Here is a 20,654-nt window from a genome sequence, read left to right as displayed (position 1 = left end):
GTACAGTAATTTTAGGGCATAAATCAGGTACAATTGATTCAATCTACGTCAGGTTAGACAAGCTGTTGCGCATGAGCGATTTACGTCACACGGCCACGCCGGGCCGGCCAAAGGATATGGCCAAACGGCAATCCATTCTGGATGCTGCCAAATGCCTGTTTCTGGAACTGGGCTATGAAGGCAGCAGCATGGATAGCATTGCCTTGGCAGCCGGAGTATCCAAGCTCACGGTGTATAACCACTTTAATGACAAGGAAACCCTGTTTATTGCTGCGGTGGAAAATCACTGTGAAAACCAGTTGCCCGCACTGGATTTTGATTTAAAACCCGACATGGCGATTGAAATAGCACTCAAGCGCATTGCCCTGCGTTTCCAGTCCATTATTTACAGCAAGGAAGGGCTGGAACTGCATCGCCTGATGTGTAGCATGACCCAGCATAACCCCAAGCTGGTGCACAAGTTTTTTGCCGCCGGGCCAACGCGGGTGCTCAGCCACATGACCCGCTTGCTGGAACAGGCCCATGCGCAGCGCAAGCTAAGCATTGCCAACAGTCTGCAAGCCGCCGAGCATTTTTTAAGCCTGTTTTGTGGGCATCGTCACATGCGTGTGCTGTTTGATATTGAAGCTGCACCTAGTGAACAGCAGCAGCAACGACTGGCACAGGACAATATTGCCTTTTTTGTGCGGGCTTATCGTTGCTAGCCATCACTTATTGTAGTTGTTAAGCGTTTATTCATTAAATGGATTAAGCCGGATCATCACTGGTAAGCCCAATTGCTTGAGCAATGCTGCACGGGAATGCGGATTGCGTGCTGCTTCCTGTGCAATCAGTTGGCTAAATTGCTGGTTAAAGCCCTGCCGGGGATAGTGGCTCAATACATCTTGCCGATACGTTTTGTTCAATTGATAAAACCGCGCACCAATCACATCACAAGCGGCACCCTGTTGCAGTAAGCGGCTTTCTACACTGTCATGTTCATCCAGATGTGCATTCATGTGCAGGCAAATCATGTCTGCCACTGCATCAGCTTTTTCTGCCGGATAATTGACGTTCTGGCTCCATGTTTTTGCAGCTTGCGCACTGGCGAGAGTAAAACAACCACAGTTTTGCCCGGCATGCGCATCAGTCAGGCCCAAGTCATGGAATAGGCAGCCAATCAGCAGGCTTTCAGGATCAAAGCCAAGCTGTTCAATCTGGCCCAGCGCCGCACCCCAATAATAAGTACGCCATGAATGACCAATAAGTGCGGGCGTGGCACAACCTTCCAGCTCACGGATGGCTTCCCTGATAAAACGGTTATCTGGCACCTCAATGTTTTGTAGGGTCAGGTCAACTTTGGGCTGATCCAGATGCAGCATTGTTGTTAAAAAATGCGTCATGCTGGGGAGCAAGGCACGACGAATTAATGCCTGTTTTTCCTTTAAGCTTAAGCGACCATTGCTGGATCTTGTCCATAAGTAGCTGCCCAGTGGCGCAGCATTGTGCATGGTAGTTTCTTTGTTGTTATTCACGATGTGTCATCCATTAATTAGAGTAATTGCTCTAATTTAAAATAATCCAATTCATGCTTAAAATCTAGAGTAATTACTCTAAAAATTAAATTTGGCTTATGGGCTTTAAAAAACAAGCCTGTTGGAAAACTGGCTACTGATCATGCCGGATAGTGACAGGTGGCCGTGCTGGTAAAAATAATTTGCAATTAAAAACTTAAGCTGGCCTAAAACTGGCATATATTCAAACCAGATGCGTCAAAGTGGTTTGAAAGTTCTGATTGCCGGAGTGCTTATGTTTAACGCCAATGACCCTGCTGATTTCCACGCTAGTCAAATCAGCGCCAACCCACAATCTGGTGAGCAAACCGATCCGCACGCGCCCCTGCGTGATGATGTGCGCCTGCTGGGTAATTTGCTGGGTGATACCCTCAAGCAGCAGGTTGGGCAGGCATTATTTGAAAAAGTCGAACAAATCCGGCATCTGGCCAAGCAAACCCGCGATGGTGATGAACAAGCCAAAAACCAGCTTGATGCCGTGCTGTCCAATTTAACTGAACAGGAACTGTTGCCAGTGGCGCGGGCATTTACCCAGTTTTTAAACTTTGCCAACATTGCCGAGCAGTATCACCGGGTGCGCCGCCGCCGTGACTGGCAAAGCCGTGAAGGCACACCACCGCAGGCCGGGTCACTACAAGAGCTGATTCCACGTTTGCTGGCGGCCAATTGTACGCCCGACCAGCTATGGCAAACCGTGCTGGAACTGGATATTGAACTGGTGCTGACCGCGCATCCCACTGAAATCAGCCGCCGTACCCTGATTCAAAAATATGATGAGATTGCCGAATGCCTGCAAATTCTGGATCAGCAACAGTTAACCGTGCAGGAAAAACAGGCGGTGCTAGATCGGCTTAAGCGCCAGATTATTGCAGCGTGGCACACTGATGAAATCCGCAGTCACAAACCCACCCCCGTGGATGAAGCCAAATGGGGCTTTACTGCGATTGAACAAACCCTGTGGTTTAGCATTCCGCAGTTTATGCGTGAACTGGATGCAGTGGTATTGCAACACACGGGCAGGCATTTGCCGCTCACTCATGCCCCAGTGCGGTTTGCTTCATGGATGGGTGGTGACCGCGATGGCAACCCCAATGTGACCCATCAGGTGACGCAGGAAGTCCTGCTACTGGCACGTTGGCAGGCCGCTGATTTGTACTGGCGCGATGTCGATGCCCTGCGCTGGGATTTATCAATGGAAGACTGCAATGCAGCCTTACGTGAGGTGGTGGGTGAACGTTCCCGTGAACCCTACCGTGATATTTTGCGCACAGTTCGCACCCGGCTGGAACATACCCGCAACTGGCTGCATGCCCAGATTCGCGGTGCAGATCAGCGTGTAGATCAGGGTACAAACAGTAGTTTTTCTGATCCGTCCAGCAATAGCTCAGCCATTGATCGCAGCGCGGTTTACCATAATACCGATGAACTGATGCAGCCGCTGCTGCTGTGCTACCAGTCGCTGGTGGATTGCAACATGCAGGATGTCGCCAATGGCGAGCTGCTGGATTTGATCCGCCGGGTGGCCTGCTTTGGCATTGAATTGCTTAAGCTGGATGTGCGGCAGGAATCCGGCCGCCATCGTGAAGCGCTCAATGCCATTACCGAATATTTAAAACTCGGCTCGTATCTGGACTGGGATGAAGCGAAACGCCAGCAGTTTTTGTTGCAGGAACTGAATAATCCGCGCCCGCTGTTGCCGCATGGTTTGCATGTGGATCAATCGCATAGTGGCTGGTCGGATAACGTACAGGAAGTACTGGCCACCTTTGACATGCTGGCCCGTCAGCCGCATCACTCACTGGGGGCTTACGTAATTTCAATGGCGGAATATCCCAGTGATGTACTGGCAGTAATGCTGCTGCAAAAAGAAGCTGAAATGCCAAGGCCCTTGCGCGTGGTGCCGTTGTTTGAAACCTTAAAAGACCTGAACAATGCCGCCAGCAGCTTACAGCAATTGCTGGAAATTGACTGGTATAAGCAGGCCATTACTGACAGTAACGGTCAGGCTAAACAGGAGATCATGATTGGCTATTCCGACTCGGCCAAGGATGCCGGGTTTCTGGCTGCCAACTGGGCACAGTACCGTGCGCAGGAACAACTCACGCAGGTGGCTGAGCAGCATGGTATCCAGCTCACCCTGTTTCATGGTCGTGGCGGGTCGATTAGCCGTGGGGGTGCGCCCACCTATCAGGCCCTGCTCTCACAACCACCGGGCTCGGTGAAAGGCAAAATCCGCGTGACCGAACAAGGCGAAATGATCCGCTTCAAGTTTGGCATGCAAGGTATTGCCCTGCGCAATCTGGAGCTGTATGCCAGTGCCACACTGGAAGCCACCCTGTTGCCGCCGCCAGCCCCCAAGCCGGAGTGGCGCACCCTGATGGACAGCATGACTGAAGTGGCAGTTGGCACCTATCGGCAAACCGTGCGCGAAAATCCGGTATTTATTCAATACCTACGCACTGTAACGCCTGAGCTGGAACTGCAAATGCTGCCGCTGGGTTCACGTCCGGCACGCCGCAAGGTCAGTGGTGGCATCGAATCGCTACGGGCCATTCCATGGGTATTTGCCTGGACCCAGGTGCGCCTGATGCTGCCAGCCTGGCTTGGCACTGGACGAGCCTTGCGCACGGCATTGGCAGAAGGCCAGCGCACCACTATTGACGACATGATGCAGCACTGGCCCTATTTTCAGACCCTGCTGGACATGCTGGAAATGGTGCTGGCCAAGGCAGACCCGGCCATTGCGGCCTATTATGAATCGCGCTTAACCCATGATGCGCAGTTGATTGATCTAGGCAAGGAATTGCGGCGCAGGCTGGACAGCGCCACCCAAACCCTGCTGGAAGTCATTAACCAGCCTGCCCTGTTGCAGCATGAATCCATGCTCAAACGCTCAATCAATGTGCGCACGCCATATATTTTGCCGCTGCATTTGTTGCAGGCCGAACTGATGCAGCGCCGCCGCGAGCAAGACGACAGTACCTATGACCATGCCTTGATGGTCACCATTGCTGGCATTGCCGCAGGCCTGCGCAACACAGGTTAACGTAGAAGACATTAAAACCAGATAGGGTTAATTCATGCAATTACATGATTTATTATGGTTTTATGGACTTAAATTTCATAAGAGGAGAATGATATGGGCGCATGGGGCACTGGAATTTTTGAGGATGACACGGCACTGGATGCCATGGAAGAAGCGATTGACAGCACGGCAGTAGATTTTTTGCAACAAGTTATTCTCACGGAGGACGATGAAGAATATCTGGAATATGATCGCGCGCATCAAATCATTATTGCCGGGGTGATACTGGATTACCTGCTCAATGGCACAGTGTATGACCACAATGACGAAGCCTTTGAACAATGGCTGGAACAGCAAAGCAGGAATGATTTGAATCAGTTTAAGACCGCAGTACTGGCAGGCCTTAAAATTGTTCTGTCTAACCAGTCAGAACTGAACGAACTGTGGCAGGAAAATAATGTGGAATATCCCAACTGGCGCGCAAATGTCGAAGCAATGATTGCCCGGCTAGAGGAATAATTAAATCGCGACCTAAAATAATAATCTGAGATCGTTCATGACACAATTAATCGTGCTGGCAGTTATACTGGTCAGTTTGCTATTGAGTGGCTGTACCAAAACTGGTTCTGATGCGAAAGCCGAATTGTCTGATGATAATAAAGTGAAATCTGAAATAGCTGAACCAGTTCATTCCAATACACTCAGCACTTTAAATAATAGTTGTGAACGATTAGACCTGAAAACGCTCACTGGTTTTACAGAGGGTACAGCTGAAGCAAGCTGCCAGCCAGTTAGAGATTTTCACTTAAAACAGTTTAAATGCTCAGTGTCACAAAATGCATTTAGTGCTGAACTCAATGCTATCGTTCTCGAAACAGATCAGCTATCCGTTTTTGCATACGCTTCTTCTAAAGACTGTCAGCATGCTGTTGAGATTCGGAACGCGAATGAGTAATTACATCCAGCACCACAGGCCATAAGCGCTGGTGCGAACTTCTAAATAAATCCATGTGGCCAATCTGCTGAAAGCCTTCTGTGGCTGGCTCAAGGCAAATGGTGCGCTGCACGGCATTGGGATACAGGCGCAACAGGTCTGCCACATTGGTCGGCGTGGCAATTTCATCATCACTAGCATGAATAGCCGTTACCGGACAGCGAATGTCGGCATGATAATGCTGGTCAATACTTTTGCCCAATGCATTAGCCACATAACCCGGCTTGCTGCACCAGTCCGCCCATTGGCGCGCCACATCTTTGGGCAGATTTTCGCCCCAGCCAATTTTCTTGTTGTTGGCATGCCCGTATAGTCGGATATTCAGTGGCATGTAGACATTAAACAACACAGGTGCCAGCCATTTGGTTTTACCGGTTAAGCCTTTGACATGGCCTGTCGAGCCAGCAATAGCAATCACCTGTGCAATTTTCTGGTGGTTGCGCACCAGCCCGGTAAGCTGACCGCCAGCGCTATGGCCAATTAAAATCACTTGCGGCTGACCAGTATGCAGGGTGAGCCAGTCCAGTGCGGCAGGAATATCCAGCTGCCCCCAGTCCTGAATACGCGCGTTACTGTATTTCACCGGCTCATGCAGTGACTGGCCAATGCCGCGAAAATCAAACACCAGCACCGCATGACCTTGCTGGCTTAACCACTCACAAAACCTGAAATAAAACTGCTGCAAAATACCGGTTGCCGGACACAACAGGACAGGTTGTTTTTGCTGTGAGTCCTCTGCCTTAAAAAAATGGCCAGACAAGGCATAGCCATCTTCAGCAATGATATGGACAGTTTGAGGAGTAATAGGTTTGTTCATTGAATTAGTCCTGAAATTCCTGTCGGATATGGTTTAACCAGCGTTCAACAATAGCCAGCTCATCGCTGGTAAACCCTTGTGTGAGCCGCAGATTAAGTGCCGCAAGCTGGGTCTTGAATAACGTCAGCTGGTCTTTGCCCAAGGGCGTCAGCCACAAGCGGGTAGCGCGGCCATCTTGAGGGCATTTTTTGCGTTCCAGTAGTTGTTGCCGCTGCATGCGGTCAATCAGGCCAGACACGGCTGACGGCACCAGATCCAGTGTCTGGGCAATATCACCAGCCAGTGCGCCATCCTGTTTTTCCAGCACAAACAATACCCCGGCCTGTGCAGCTGACACCTGAAAGTCCGGCTGCCGGTGTGACTCAATCCAGCGTTGCAAACGGCGCTGGCTACTGTTTAGCAGAAAGATGAAAAACGGTTGCTGACGCATCTTGGCGGTACTATTTATTTCACATGCGAACCAATTTAAAAGATTTAGGATAATGCTGCAATAAACGATCAAAAATGTTTGTTGACTGCTGCGTTCAGTATTTCAATATAAAGAACCCAGTATCAGGTGGGCTGGGTATAACAATTTTAACTTGAAATTCAGGCAATTCATTCTGGGTTTAATGTTCTTCCAGTGCCTCAGCCAGCAGGCTTTCAATACGCCAGACCCGGTACAGGCTGTTAAACACCTGCTGTTGTTCGCCAATTTGTAATACCATTACTGGCAAATCCGGCTGCTGATAATCCTCACAGGTGGCCTGATTGGACGCCAGCCAGGCTTCGGTTTCTGGTAAATCAATCAGTTGCTGCTGCTCAAGTGCCATTGTCATTAAGCGCTGGACATGCGGTGCAAAACTGGCATCCAGCCCCTTGCACCAGACACATTTAAGCAAATCCAGCAGGACTTCACTGCGCTGTTCCTCATCCACGCTATACAGGATGCGCGCCAGATTCAGGGTAGCCGCCTGCGTTGGACGGCAAAATGGCGCAATGCTGACCTCGGTACGCCGTGATAAACGCGCAATCAGGCCCCAGTCAAAGTCATCACGTCCCTGATACGGCAACGGATGCACCCTTAGCGTGAGATTATAATAATCCACCAGCTCGCGCTTGATATAGGCCAGAATCAGCCAGCTCACCGGGTCTTCCAGCGCCAGATAAATGTCCAGTCGGGCATGCAGCGCCTGTATTTCATTGAGGTTTTCCGGGTCATTGACCAGATGCTCGCCCCATTCAATATGGTTGATTAAAAAAATTGGCTCGTTATTCAGTAATTTTTGTTGTTTTAGGCGCCGGGTCAGGCGTAAAAAATCATCAATGGCACGGTAATGCCGCCCGCCAAATAATAAAAATCCGCTGGCAATCGGTTCATCCACAAAGCGGATAGCAGCTAAATCAGGCGCTGCATTGCTGGTAGACGCCAGAGATGGGCGCCGCGTGGCCATGTAATGCAGGGTATTGAGCTTGCCTTGCTGGTTTTGCCACAGCATGTGAAAAATATCCTGCAACAAATGCAGGTAATCCATGCCGCGCAAAGGCGAAGTTTTTAAAACAGTGGTGGCTTGCTGAATAAGTGCCGGGCTGGGCAAACTGGCGCGAACTGTTTCACTAACTTCAAAGACAAAGCGGTGCTGGGCAGCCAGTACAGTGGCATCATCCAGCATATACTGCTGCCAGGCAGCGGCACTTAAATGATTGGGCGGTGGGCTGGCCTGTGTGCAAATGACAATCTTCAGTGGTTTTAAGCGCGGAATCAGCAGTTCTTCCAGTTGCGGCAAAAGCTGCACCAACAGATAACTGTAGACATCATCAAACCGCAGGTAAACCGTAATGCCATTGCGTGAGGACAGGTGCCGTTGCCGGTAAGGCCGGTTGAAAAACCATCGGGAACGGATCGGGTCTAACCACCTTCGCGCCAGCGACATGAATATTTCCTTGCAATCACACAGGAGTTGTTAAGGGTTATCAATCTAGAATACTAATGGCAAGGACGCAAGTTTACTGTGTGCAAAAACCTGATGAAAAAACTAACAAGGCAAAGCACTGGTTCACTATTCAGTTGGAAATGTATTGATTAACCACAACAATTTCTTACCGGACGTGGCTGGTAACCCGGCAGTTTTCAGATTGTGATAACAATAATCTCTTTACTTGATTGAACCTGTTATGTCATTACCTGATTCACCTGCCAAATCCTCAAGTACAACAGTCCGCGCCACGCCTGTTCCCCGTACTGGTCAAGGCTCCGGTCATCTGGATCGGGCTACCTTTGGCCAGCGCTTTCGCCAGTCCTTTGCTGACCCCCGCTTTGAGCAGGCCAAAACCCAAATTGCCCTACTGGAAGACATTGCCTGGAAAAATTATCAGGATGGCCGCAAAGCCCCAATTACCCGTGCGGCAGGTGAAGGCTATGCTGACCCGGATTATGAAATTGCTGTGGAATGGCTGGATGCCAAAGCTGCCATTGAAACCGCCAAGCAAACCCAGCAGGATCGCAGCACGCCAGATCAGGTACTGATTATTATTGCCAGCCATCGTAATGATGACACCTGCCCCGGTGAAGTCAGCAAAAGCTGGCGGCTGGCCAATATTGCCAAAGCACAGCTTGAACGTGAGGGAACCGTGTGCGAGGTGATTGATTTAAGCCGCCTGACTTCCGAATACGGCCTGAATATTCACCCCTGCAAGGGCTGCGTAGCAACTGCCATGCCGCTGTGCCATTTTCCCTGTAGCTGCTATCCCAATCATTCGCTCAACCAGACCGGCGACTGGATGAATGAAATTTATACCAAACTGGCAGCGGCACATGGATTATTGATTGTATCGCCAACCTACTGGTATCAGTCGCCGGGTGGGTTAAAAAACCTGATGGACCGGCTAGTGTGCCTCGATGGCGGTAATCCTGATCCCACCAGCACGCATGGCAAAAAAGCCATTGAGGCCAAACAGATTGAACTGGCTGGCTGGGATTATCCCAAACATCTGGCAGGCCGCGCCTATGCCGTCATCGTACACGGCGATGTGGCAGGGGTTGAAGCGCAACGGCGTAACCTGTGCGATCAATTGGACTGGATGGGCTTTATTGCAGCTGGTTTTAAGGGCCGGCTGGACCGCTATATTGGTTATTATGAATCCTATGCTGAAAGCCATGAAGCGCTGGATCGTGATCAGGCGGTACAGAATGAAGCGGTGATGGTTGCCGAAGCCTTGCAGGTGACCATCGGGCAATTGCGTCAGGGGATTGATCTGGAACCTGCACAACAAGTTAAAACTGTGCGGCTCAAGTAAAAGCGCTTTCGTAAAGTTAGTCTAGCAAAGCCAGTTTCGTAAGCTCTGCTCATAAATCTTACCTTAAGCTAAAAAAATGCCCTGTCAGCATCAATCCAACAGGGCATTTTGGGAATGGCCGCTTAGCACCAGACCTTTAGGACAATTTAGTCCAGATTAACATCCGTTAATGCACCAGTTGATGCACTGGACACCAGACGGGCATATTTAGCCAGTACGCCACGGGTATATTTAGGCGCCGGACGCGTCCAGTTGGCACGACGGGTGGCCAGTTCCGCCTCATCCACATGCAGGGTAATTTCACGGGTCTCTGCATCAATGCTAATACGATCACCGGTATTGACCAGGCCAATTAGCCCGCCTTCAAAGGCTTCCGGGGTGACATGACCCACCACAAAACCATGGCTACCACCACTGAAACGGCCATCAGTAATCAGTGCCACCGACTGACCCAGCCCCTTGCCCATAATGGCCGAGGTGGGTTTGAGCATTTCACGCATGCCGGGGCCGCCTTTCGGGCCTTCGCCGCGAATCACTACGACTTCACCGGCTTGCACTTCACCATTTAAAATACCCGCCATCGCGCCTTCTTCGCCTTCAAATACGCGCGCAGGGCCTTCAAAGCGCAAGCCTTCCTTGCCGGTAATCTTGGCCACCGAGCCTTCTGAGGCCAGGTTGCCCTTTAAGATCACCAAATGGGAATCTTTTTTGATCGGCGCATCAAACGGCATGATGATTTGCTGGTCGCTTGGATAGTCCTGCACATCTGCCAGATTTTCGGCCAGCGTTTTACCGGTTACGGTTAAACAAGAACCATCCAGCATGCCGGCATCCAGCATGCGCTTCATTAAAGGCTGAATTCCGCCAATCGCCACCAGCTCACTCATCATGTATTTGCCGGATGGACGCACGTCCGCCAGCATTGGGGTTTCCTTGCCCACACGCACAAAGTCATCAAGGCTCAAGTCCACATCCATGGTGCGCGCCATGGCAATTAAATGCAGCACGGCATTGGTAGAGCCACCCAGCGCAATCACTACTTTAATGGAGTTTTCAAACGCAGCCTTGGTCATAATGTCGCTGGGTTTAATGTCCAGACGCAGCAGATTTAACACAGCTTCACCGGCACGGGTACAATCATCCTGTTTTTCCTGTGACACGGCATCCTGCGCACTGGAACCCGGCAGGCTCATGCCCAGCGCTTCAATAGCAGACGCCATGGTATTGGCGGTATACATGCCGCCGCAGGAACCTGGCCCCGGAATGGCCACTTCTTCAATTTGCTTGACCTGAATTTCATTCAGCTCGCCCTTGGCATGCTGGCCAACGGCTTCAAATACGGAAATTACATCGGTATGGCCCTTGCCCGGCTGAATGGAACCACCATACACAAAAATGGACGGACGGTTAAGGCGCGCCAGGCCCATGATACAGCCCGGCATATTTTTGTCGCAGCCACCAATGGCAACCAGTGCATCAAAGCCTTCACAGCCGGCGACAGCTTCAATCGAATCGGCAATAATTTCACGCGATACCATGGAATACTTCATGCCTTCGGTGCCATTGGCAATGCCGTCGGAAATGGTAATGGTGTTAAAAATGACACCCTTGCCGCCTGCTGCATTAACACCACTTTCAGCATTGCGCGCCAGGCCGTCAATGTGCATGTTGCACGGCGTGACATTGGCCCAGGTGGATGCAATGCCCACCTGTGGTTTTTTGAAATCTTCATCAGTAAAGCCTACCGCACGTAGCATGGCACGGGCCGGGGCGCATTCCACGCCATCGACCACCTGTGATGAATGCTTGCGTAGATTAAGGTTGTTCTGATTGTTATTGCTGTCATTACTCATGGGATGTTCCTAGTCTGTGCTTGGGATGTGCCTGCGCCAATAGCGTGGGTAGCATGTTTTACAAATTGGGGATAATTCTATGCCTTAAGCGGATTAAGGGAAAGGCATAACATCTTATAAACAGCATACCTGCTGCCTTGTATCGAGTAAAATATATTAAACATATCAGAATAGGTCTAAAAATATATGACTACAGCAACACTAAGATCGCTTAGACACTTCGTTGTAGTGGCGGAAGAGCTGCATTTCGGGCGGGCGGCGGCACGTCTACATATGACACAGCCGCCTTTAAGTCAAAGTATTCAGGCACTGGAACAAGAGTTAGGCATTGTCTTATTCAACCGTACCAACCGTAGTGTCAGCCTAACCCCGGTTGGGGCATTATGGTTACCGCATGTCCGTCAAATTCTGGACCAGACCGAGGCTTTACCGCAAGTTGCCCAACGATTAGCGCGCGGCGAAATTGGAACGCTTCATTTAAGCTTTGTCAGTAGTACTGTCTATGGACTCTTGCCAGAATTGGTCAGCCGTTTTTCAATGGCTTTTCCTGATGTTGAAATCACCTTAAAAGAAGCCACAAGCAACCTTCAGGTGCAGGCCCTGTTAAACCATGAGATTGATATTGGACTAGTGATTGCCCCGACCCATCGGGATTTTCCGCCAAACCTTGATTATCACCCGATATCCTCTGAACCGCTGATCATTGCGCTACCGCAGACATGGCTTAATGAAAAAAATAAAATTGGCGATAGTGACACCGTCAATCTGCGTGATATGGCACATTTACCCTTAATCCTTTTTCCCCGCGAAAGTTCACCAGCCCTGCACGATCTCATCATTGGATATTATGCACAGCTTGGCATCGAACCCTTGCTCGGTCAGCAGGCCATCCAGATGCAAACGATGATTGGACTGATCTCTGCGGGAATGGGTTTTGCCCTGGTGCCTGATTCAATGCGGACTTTGCAGCGGACTGGCGTTGTTTATAAGGCCTTATGTGGAGACGCGCCAATGATGGAAACAGGACTGGTTTTACACACGCACAATGCCCCACCTTCAGCACGCAATTTGCTTCAACTGGCAATACAAATCCGTGAAGGGAATCCAAATTTCCTGTAAAGACTTTGGCGCGCTTGCTGGCAAAATTTATAAAAATTAATAGTGCGTGCGAGTTTCTCCCCTATTCAGGGGATAGCAATTTTCTGGCAGCGCCGTACCATTCTTGTAACCCAACCGTTCAGGATGAACTCGATGAATAAGTCTTTTCTTGCTGCCATGACGCTCGTGCTGGCAGGCTCAACCACGGCACATGCCGGATTGCTGGATACCTTGAGCAAGGTCAATCAGGCGGTTAATACAGTGCGTGGCAATAGTGCCAATGTTCCAGTGGTAACGCCTGCCCCGGCGCAACTGGCTGCTGACCATTCACAACTGATGCAAAGCTATGCCGCGCTGGATTGTGCCAGCTTGCAGGCCATGAGCAACAGCCTGACAAATACACTGGCGCAGCAGTTACAGGCCGTACCGCAGGAAAATCAGGTGAGCAAAACCGCAGGCATGCTGGGCAAGGCTGGCGGACTATTTGCCTCAGTGGGTGCACTGGCAGGGGTGGATGTCCGGGCGGTGCAGCAAGCAGGACAAATGGCGCAGCAAGCCAACTCATTGGCGGCCAATACTTCTACCGCAGCACCACAAAATGTGGTTGAACTTAACCAGCAACTGGCTGCATTACAGGTAATTCAGCAAGCCAGGGCATGCAAGTAAAGCTATTAAAAGAAAAAGTTAAAAATTCAGGCACATTAAAACAATAAGAAACGTGCCTGATTTTCAATTGTGAGAACAACTGGACAAGCTATCAGAATTTCAAGCCAGAAAATTGAACTAAAAGATTGAAGGCAAAAAAACAGCCTGAATTAATGTTCAGGCTGTAAGTCACTGGTCTGGGATGTGGTTTTAATTTCCTGTCCATCCGGGCTGGCATACACCAGCACTACCCGGCGACTTAAGGCATGACCCACAACCGCTTTTGGATCGCTGATCAATTGCTGCTCACCGGCAGCCACCGTGGCAATCCGGCTGGCATCCACGCCCTGCTGAATTAAAAAGTTTTCAACGGTTTTGGCACGGCGCTGACTTAAGTCCAGATTATAAGCCTGACTGCCGCGGGCATCGGTATAGCCATACAGGGTCAGTGAATAATTGCTATTTTTGCCCAGCACGGTGGCAATATCACCCAGCACCTGCTGTGAGGCTTGCGACAAGCTGGCCTGATCCAGCGCAAAATGTACCACGTTGGGTAGAACGTCCTGCGTTGCTGGTTCAGCTACTGGATTAACAGGCTGGGAAACTACTGGCGCAACTGTTGTGGCACTCACCAATGGCCATGGGCCAACCACACCATGACAGCCTTTTTCAGGGCCATTTAACTGCTCAAGACTGGGATAATTAGCCTTGTTCCATGCTGGTAAGGGCTGGGCGGCCAGTGATTGCGCCGTAGCATGGCAATTGGCTGCCTGATAATTGGCCTTGTCAATCAAGCGCTCAGCCGCCGCAAACAGCTCCCGCGAATGTCGCCAGCCCAGCTCACAATGTTCGGCAGCAGCCCACACCAGCATGACTTCCGCCTGTGCAATTTCAGTGGCTGCACAGTCAAAACCTGCTTGCTGTTTAAGCAACTCGGCATTGACCCATAAATCGCGGCGCATGACTTTGGAAGCCTGAATCACTGGCGTGGTAGTAGAAACAGGCTGCTGTTGTTCCAACTGTTCAATGAGTTGTAAGGCTTGCGCCTGTGCCTGCTGTTCAGCCGCCGTGGAGCTGCCCTCACTGTGTTGGTTGGCCGCATAAGTCAGCCACATTTGCGCTTTTTGGGCATGGTACTGAGTTAGCACATCATTACTTTGCAAAAATGGCTGAACCCGCTGTTGTAACGCCGCCACGCTATTTTGTTCCAGCGGGTTATCAGACTGATTGGCTACAGGCTGGCTCATGGCAGGCATGGCCAATGCCAAACCGCTGACCAGACAGGCTGCCAGCGCCAGTTTTAACTTAATGGCCTGCATCGTCTGGCTCCTGCGATTTGTTGACATTGCTGTGATCAAAGTTCAGCAGGTCTTCATCAAACTTGAAGCGGAAGCGTAAATAAGGCCCCTGAATAGTGGTGCTGCTATCTGCCAGATCCTTGTCCTTGTAGCCGGAGAAGTTATAACCGGCAGACAGCCATAAATTGGCGGCCAACAAATAGCCGACTTCACCGCCCAGCAGCAGGCGACGGCCTTCGCTGGCATCGCTCCACAGCAGGCCGGCATTAATGCCTGCATCCCAGCGCTCGCTGATGTCATACATGGCACGGCCACTCAGCAACTGGGTAGCACCTGTGGACTTGATGCCTTCAAAGTCTGCCTTGACATACTTCACTGCATACTGACCAGACAGCGTGGTTTTGCGATTCGGGTGAAAGTTGGCATGGTTGGACAAAATATACACATTGCGCAGATATGGGCTGGACAGGTTGGTTTCGTCATTTTCATAACGGTATTCCAGCTTGGTCAGCGCATCAAAGCGGTTCTGGTCAAAGTCACGGTAGGCTGCACCAACCTGAAAGCGGTCAATTACACGATCGCCGGTGGTATCGCCCTTGTTGTCAATCTGGCTAAACACGTTTTTGGTCAACAGGGTGACATCATCGGTGAGCTTGTAAGCCAGACCCAGTGTATTGAGCAAGGTGTCAGACTGATCAGCCCAGCGCATTTCCAAACGCGCTACCCCTTTCCAGTCCGGATTGGTCAGGTATTCCAGACCAACCGAGGCTGCCGTGCTGTCCAGTGACTGGTTGTCAGTACCAGCAATCGCCTTGACTTTTTCCAGACTGGTGTTGGCATAAATTCCTTTGGCCACTTGCCAGCGGTTGCGGGTTCCAATCGCCGCTTCGGCTTCACGCGCACTGATGCCATCACGTACCCGGTATTCACTAAACACCGAACCATCCTGACTGTAATTGCTGTCAATCCCCACCACGGTGGTGTTGCGGCGCTGGGTATCGTTTAGTTCATACAGGCCATTGATGCTGGAAATAATTTCCTGACGGGCATACAGGCGGGCTTTTGGACTAATCTGGTAATTGCCACCCAGCGCAAAAATCCGGCGATCCGCATCACTGATATCCTGCTCGTATTCAATAAAGGCATTGGAGCCTTCCCAGGGCAGCGCACTGTTTAGCTTGGCGCGTACTGTGGTGCCATCATACGGGGTTACCTGCTGGCTGGTGGCACTAGCAGCGCTCACGGTTTCTTCGTAATAGCGCACACCTAGTTCCAGTGACATCAGGCGGTTCAAGGCACGTTCCACACTGGCGGAAATGCCCTGACGCACGCCCTGATTGGCCTGGTCTTCGGTACGAATGGCTTCAAAACGGGTTAAGCCCAGTTTTTCCACCCGTGCCTGTGCCTTAATACCACTTTCCTTGCGTCCGGCAGTAATTGGTGAAGCCGTGTTGTAAAAACCGCTGTCGGCCTGATTGTGGTAAGCACGCAATTCAATATTGTTGATGCTGTAATCCAGCTCAATGCGGCCAGCAGTGCCGGACTGCTCACCCGTGGCCGATGTGCTGGCATTAATGTTTGATAAGCTGTTGGCTGGATCAATGGTGTTTTCACTACGGGCCACTTCAGCCACCAGCTTAGCACGGTCATTCAGCTTGATAACGGTATTGACACTGGCCAGTTGCTCATCAGTGAGCGGGTCATCACTCTTGACGTAAGACCCCCCCACTTGCACCTTGCTGGTGACTTTTACCGAGCCGGACACCCCGCCCACGGTATATTCTTCACCGCCCTGATCGGCTTCTACAGTAATACGCAGGTAAACCGGATTTAAGTTGCTATCAACGCTGGAAACGGCTTCTTTTAAATAAATACTGTTGCTGAAGGTATCCACTTCATAGTCGGTAAACCGCGCCAGTGTACGCTGGGAAATGATCAGACCCGGATTATTGCGGTCACGCACAATCACTTCCACTTTTTCACTATTGCGCAGCACATCATCGCTGCTGACCTGACCCAGTGAATACGGGCCGGTAATGCCCAAGCCACGCTGTTCGTTGGTAATCTGGGTGGCATTGGTTTGCGCCACAAAGCCAGTGATTTTGGTGCGATCGGTTTCAATGCTGGTGCGCGCGCCAGTCAAAGAGCGGTTGTACTGGCCTAAAGACAAGCCGTCATCATTGTCGGTGCGGGTAACGTAATCACCATACATAACATAGGAACGGCCCTTGTCGACCCGCACATATAGTTTGCTGGTGGATTGCGCATCAAAGCCCTTGGCGGCGGCATCACCATATACCGGATAATATTCATCAGGACGGATATCACGGAACAGGCGCTGGTCTTTGTCCTTGTCGGAGTCATAAGCCAGCGTCAGCAGGTATTCGCCTTTTACCTTACCTTTTAAAAATAATGCCGCACGACCCGTGGTGTTGGTTTTGCCGCCATTACTGGATGCAATGTCGTTGAGCTCTTCTTCAAAGCCATCGTTGCGGTTCACCTGACTCAGTTGCTTGGGATCAAATTTCTGGAAGGAAATCGCCCCTTCGACAATACCGGCGGCAATCATTGGACGCAGTGCCGGCAGGAAGCGCACTGGCAGGTTGGCATTATAAATGCCACTGGTGACGTTTAAGGTGCCTTCGCCCGCCTCACTGGGTGCAGTAATTGGCACCAGCAGCGTGCCGCCTTCCACAAACACCTGAATGCCGGGCTGAGCAGGATCCAGGTCTTTGATCTCAACCTTGCCAATGGTGCTTTCCAGCGTAATCGGGGTACGGCTGGCCACCATGGTGCCATTGTGATCGACAATTTTCAGCACAGCACTGAACACATCAGAACCGTTAGCCTGTGCTTCCTGCCTGGGTGCACTCAAGGCCAGCTTGCTCATTTGATCCGGAGCAATCACCTGAATCTTTTGCTGTTCACGCAGGTTACCCATGCTGTCCAGCTGGCGCACTTCAATCTGGTTACTGCCCGGCTTGAGGTCTACACCAATATAGTCAAAACCGGCAATCTGGAAATCCGGCAGAATGGCTTTTTTGCCAATGCGCTTGTCATCAATGTGCTGGCCATTGACCCATAGCTCAATCATTGCACCAGCCACGCCTTTCACCTGAACGGTGGTTTGTGCATACGGCAGGGTTTGCCCGTCTTTTAAGTTTAAAATGGCCAGTTGATTGCTATTGGCTTCAGCCAGTGCCTGCTCAAGATCAACCAGTACTGGTGCCTTGACGGGTTCAATTTGTGCCGCACGCAGCTCTTTAATCTGGTCTTTGGACAGCTCAATATTACAGTTGGCAGTAACGCCCTGCGCACTGATACAGCCACTGGCTGGCTGGCTGCGCACATCGCCCACGCTATAACGCAGCGGGTCTAATGACAGGTCGGCACGCAGTACCTGTTCCAGATTGAGGTTTTGTTCTTCAATCTTTTCCTTGCGCTTGTCAACCTGTTCAACCAGCGGCTGGGTACAGGTGCCTGCGCCATCCGCAATGGCAAAATCGGCACGGTGCAGTTCGCCACGCTTGAGGTCAACAAAACGGCTACCGGCATCACCGGCATTACGGTTGCCCAGCAATACCATTTCAGCATTGCCCGGCAGGGTGCTGCGATCCAGCTTTAACACATGGGTTTTGGCGCTCACGCCATAAAAGTCATATTTGCCTTCACGGTCAGTGATGACATAGCTGCCATCTTCCATGAACAGGCGGATACCGGGCACACCGCGCTCACCCACATCCTGCATGCCATTGCGGTTACAGTCCATAAAGACCTTGCCCACAATAAATGCATCCGACATCAGTACGCCGGGCGTGACTTCAATTTTGGCCGAAGCTTCGTTGGATTCCACGCCGCTGGCATCGCGCGCGCGTACGCGATTAATACCATCGCCATTCAAGGCATTGGGACCAATCTGCACACGGTACTGGATTTTAACTTCTTTATTGGCATCCAAATTACCCAAGCCCAGGGTCAGATACGGGCCTTTGCCACCCAGCGGATCACTCACCTTAACGCCATTAACCCGCGCCGTGCCCGCCACATAAATAAAGCCGCGTGGCAGGGTATCCTTAATGGACACCTCCTGCGCTACCGTTTCGCCACGGTTGGCCACGGTCACGGTGTATTCTTCAAAATCACCCAGCTCGGCAGTGGTGTGAGTGGCGGTTTTCTTCACAAACAGCGGTGAGGTTGGCGTGGACAGTACCGGATCAACTGGAATATCAATATTTAACGCCGGGTCGCCATTATTCAGGGCAAAGTTGCCGCCATACGACCACTGCGGATGAACGGCTTTATCACTAGAAAAACTGGGATAAACGGTTTTGTCACTGACAAAGGTGTACTTGGTTGAACCGGGAATGGTGGACGTGTCCACTTGCAGGCTATAGTTACCAGCAATCACCTGCGGATAAATAAACTCACCCAGTTCATTGGTGAGCTGCGTGGCAGGAATGGAAATCAGCTCGCCAGTTTCAGCATTCACATTAAAGGCCACATTGTTGCCTACCGGATTGCCACTGGCATCCATCAGGGTCACTTTGGCACCAACAACCGGCTTGCCAGTCTTGGCATCAAATACAATACCGTATGGGTCAATCAGCACATTGGTGTTGACATCATTAATGGTTGCTGTCGGGTTGCCGCTGGCATCCAGACAGTTCACCAGACTAACCAGCACCTTGTCCCGCTTGACTGTTTGCAGAATTTGGTCATTCGGATTGGCCGTGGTGCTTTCAACCGTGGCCAGCTGGTAGTGAAACAGGCCGCTGTTGGGTGCAGTTTCCACACCAATCACTTCAACCACATCTCCGGTAACTGTGGATTTAACCCGGATTTTTACCTGATCGCTGATAGCGCGGCTGGCATTGCACACCGCACTGTCGGCAGAAATATACAAGGGCTTGTTTAGGCTACCAGTAGCCAGAATCTGGTTGTAATTGCCGGTGTTATTACTAATGGCAGACTTGCCGGATACCACGGTTTTGGCAATATTAGACAGGGTGGTTTTTTCACCGGTGGCCAGTTGGTATTTGACCGCAAACTGGTTATTTAAAGTGGTGCTGGCAATATTGTTGTTCATGCTAACACTAAGCTGCACCCGTTCAACGCTGTGCGCTTCAATGGCAGGATAGGCCACCACGACATCATTAATGCTTTTGAGGTCAGCCGGCTGCTGGCGGGTATAGCTGTTGTCACCGGTTTTAAACAGGATCAGCGCATTGGGATTATTGCTTTGGGCACTTTTATAAATGGTGTTGGCCGGCAGTGAATCTATCATCACCACCATGTCCTGCGCCTGTCCGTCAATAAATACACGGGTTGGACGAATGGCCTGTGAGCCTTTGTTTTCCAGGGTCAGGGTGTAGTTCAGGTCATAACTTTTGCCACTACCGGGCGTAAAGGTTTCCTGATCAACCGTTTTGCTGGCGGTAAGTTCTGGCAGGTAAGCCACCAGACTGTCGGTTGCTGTGGCAGTGACATTCGGGTCTTCAACCACAACAGCCTTGATGGGCAGGTTTAATTGCTGCTTATCCTGCAGGTTAGCTGATGCTGTTGCCACCACCCACAGATTAATGGATTGTAGGCGATCCAGTACAATGGAACCGCTCAGGACTTCATCACTGGCGTCAAACTCACCATTCTTGTTTTTATCAACATAAATCTTGATATTGCTTAAGCCACTGGCTACCAGTTTTTCAATATTAATGCTGGCCTGGGTATTGCTGGTATTGGTCAGGGTGTTGAGCCACACCACGCGGGCACCGGCTTCTATTTCCTGGGTTGCAGGCTGGGTGAGCGAAATGGCGTACAGGGCTGCTACTTCAACCTGAACGGTATTGGATTCGGTATTACGGGTTTGGCCTTCTGGCGAAAGATAGGTGGCGTATGCTGTATTCTTGATTGCCACACCAGCCACTGGAATTACGGGTGTTACCGCGTAACCCTGCTGAGCCATCACAATAGACGCTGCAAGTGTAGAAAGTAAGAATGTCGCTTGGTATGCGTTATTTTTCGTATGTCGCAACACAGCAATATACCTTGAATAAAGTTTTAATTCGGATGGAAGCCGGTACTAGACCGGCTTCCAT

14 protein-coding genes are annotated in these 20,654 nt (G+C 50.8%); 7 read left to right on the top strand and 7 right to left on the bottom strand.

Annotated features, from left to right (window positions below; translation table 11 throughout):
* The first annotated feature begins 71 nt into the window (after window positions 1–71).
* Window positions 72–704, top strand: a complete 633-nt coding sequence (locus Q337_RS0114505) for a TetR/AcrR family transcriptional regulator (RefSeq protein ID WP_026472196.1) — start codon at window positions 72–74, stop codon at window positions 702–704.
* A 27-nt stretch (window positions 705–731) separates the two neighbouring features.
* On the opposite strand, the gene Q337_RS0114500 is transcribed toward Q337_RS0114505, so the two are convergent.
* On the bottom strand, window positions 732–1,514 hold the full coding sequence (locus Q337_RS0114500) for an HD domain-containing protein (RefSeq protein WP_051526919.1): 783 nt from the start codon (window positions 1,512–1,514) through the stop codon (window positions 732–734).
* Between the two features lie 274 nt (window positions 1,515–1,788).
* Here Q337_RS0114500 and ppc point away from each other — a divergent pair, with 274 nt between their 5' ends.
* The 3 genes from ppc to Q337_RS18880 all read left to right on the top strand — a co-directional run bounded on the left by ppc (window position 1,789) and on the right by Q337_RS18880 (window position 5,533).
* On the top strand, window positions 1,789–4,599 hold the full coding sequence (gene ppc, locus Q337_RS0114490; protein ID WP_084494906.1) for a phosphoenolpyruvate carboxylase: 2,811 nt from the start codon (window positions 1,789–1,791) through the stop codon (window positions 4,597–4,599).
* A gap of 93 nt (window positions 4,600–4,692) precedes the next feature.
* Window positions 4,693–5,097 (top strand): DUF4259 domain-containing protein, encoded by a 405-nt coding sequence (locus Q337_RS0114485; protein WP_026472193.1) that lies wholly within the window; start codon window positions 4,693–4,695, stop codon window positions 5,095–5,097.
* A 37-nt stretch (window positions 5,098–5,134) separates the two neighbouring features.
* A complete protein-coding gene (locus Q337_RS18880) occupies window positions 5,135–5,533 on the top strand; it encodes a hypothetical protein (protein ID WP_156935821.1) in 399 nt (132 codons plus the stop codon).
* On the opposite strand, the gene Q337_RS17955 is transcribed toward Q337_RS18880, so the two are convergent.
* From Q337_RS17955 to Q337_RS0114470, 3 genes are all read right to left on the bottom strand, one after another.
* Window positions 5,487–6,389: an alpha/beta hydrolase family protein gene (locus Q337_RS17955; RefSeq protein ID WP_051526918.1), complete on the bottom strand. Its 903-nt coding sequence runs from the start codon at window positions 6,387–6,389 to the stop codon at window positions 5,487–5,489. The genes Q337_RS18880 and Q337_RS17955 overlap by 47 nt on opposite strands.
* Before the next feature lie 4 nt (window positions 6,390–6,393).
* A complete protein-coding gene (locus Q337_RS0114475) occupies window positions 6,394–6,819 on the bottom strand; it encodes a MarR family winged helix-turn-helix transcriptional regulator (RefSeq protein ID WP_026472192.1) in 426 nt (141 codons plus the stop codon).
* 178 nt (window positions 6,820–6,997) lie between these two features.
* On the bottom strand, window positions 6,998–8,302 hold the full coding sequence (locus Q337_RS0114470; protein WP_026472191.1) for a hypothetical protein: 1,305 nt from the start codon (window positions 8,300–8,302) through the stop codon (window positions 6,998–7,000).
* A 241-nt stretch (window positions 8,303–8,543) separates the two neighbouring features.
* Here Q337_RS0114470 and Q337_RS17950 point away from each other — a divergent pair, with 241 nt between their 5' ends.
* Window positions 8,544–9,665, top strand: a complete 1,122-nt coding sequence (locus Q337_RS17950) for a flavodoxin family protein (RefSeq protein WP_051526917.1) — start codon at window positions 8,544–8,546, stop codon at window positions 9,663–9,665.
* A 146-nt stretch (window positions 9,666–9,811) separates the two neighbouring features.
* On the opposite strand, the gene ilvD is transcribed toward Q337_RS17950, so the two are convergent.
* Window positions 9,812–11,518 carry a dihydroxy-acid dehydratase gene (gene ilvD, locus Q337_RS0114460; RefSeq protein WP_026472190.1) on the bottom strand — a complete coding sequence of 569 codons (1,707 nt, stop codon included), beginning with the start codon at window positions 11,516–11,518 and terminating at the stop codon, window positions 9,812–9,814.
* A 186-nt stretch (window positions 11,519–11,704) separates the two neighbouring features.
* On the opposite strand from ilvD, the gene Q337_RS0114455 reads away from it, so the two are divergent.
* Together Q337_RS0114455 and Q337_RS0114450 are read left to right on the top strand one after the other, a co-directional pair.
* Window positions 11,705–12,637, top strand: a complete 933-nt coding sequence (locus Q337_RS0114455; protein WP_026472189.1) for a LysR family transcriptional regulator — start codon at window positions 11,705–11,707, stop codon at window positions 12,635–12,637.
* 132 nt (window positions 12,638–12,769) lie between these two features.
* The gene (locus Q337_RS0114450; protein WP_026472188.1) at window positions 12,770–13,282 is read left to right on the top strand and encodes a hypothetical protein; all 513 of its coding nucleotides are present in this window, start codon (window positions 12,770–12,772) and stop codon (window positions 13,280–13,282) included.
* 149 nt (window positions 13,283–13,431) lie between these two features.
* Here Q337_RS0114450 and Q337_RS17945 read toward each other — a convergent pair whose 3' ends face one another.
* A complete protein-coding gene (locus Q337_RS17945; protein ID WP_051526916.1) occupies window positions 13,432–14,580 on the bottom strand; it encodes an OmpA family protein in 1,149 nt (382 codons plus the stop codon).
* The gene (locus Q337_RS0114440; RefSeq protein WP_026472187.1) at window positions 14,567–20,593 is read right to left on the bottom strand and encodes an SdrD B-like domain-containing protein; all 6,027 of its coding nucleotides are present in this window, start codon (window positions 20,591–20,593) and stop codon (window positions 14,567–14,569) included. The genes Q337_RS17945 and Q337_RS0114440 overlap by 14 nt, the downstream gene beginning before the upstream one ends.
* Window positions 20,594–20,654: the final 61 nt, after the last annotated feature.

Source organism: Alkanindiges illinoisensis DSM 15370, from assembly GCF_000619845.1.
Lineage (GTDB): Bacteria > Pseudomonadota > Gammaproteobacteria > Pseudomonadales > Moraxellaceae > Alkanindiges > Alkanindiges illinoisensis.
The sequence above is the reverse complement of the archived record's forward strand: the minus strand, read 5'-3'. Positions and strand labels throughout refer to the sequence as shown.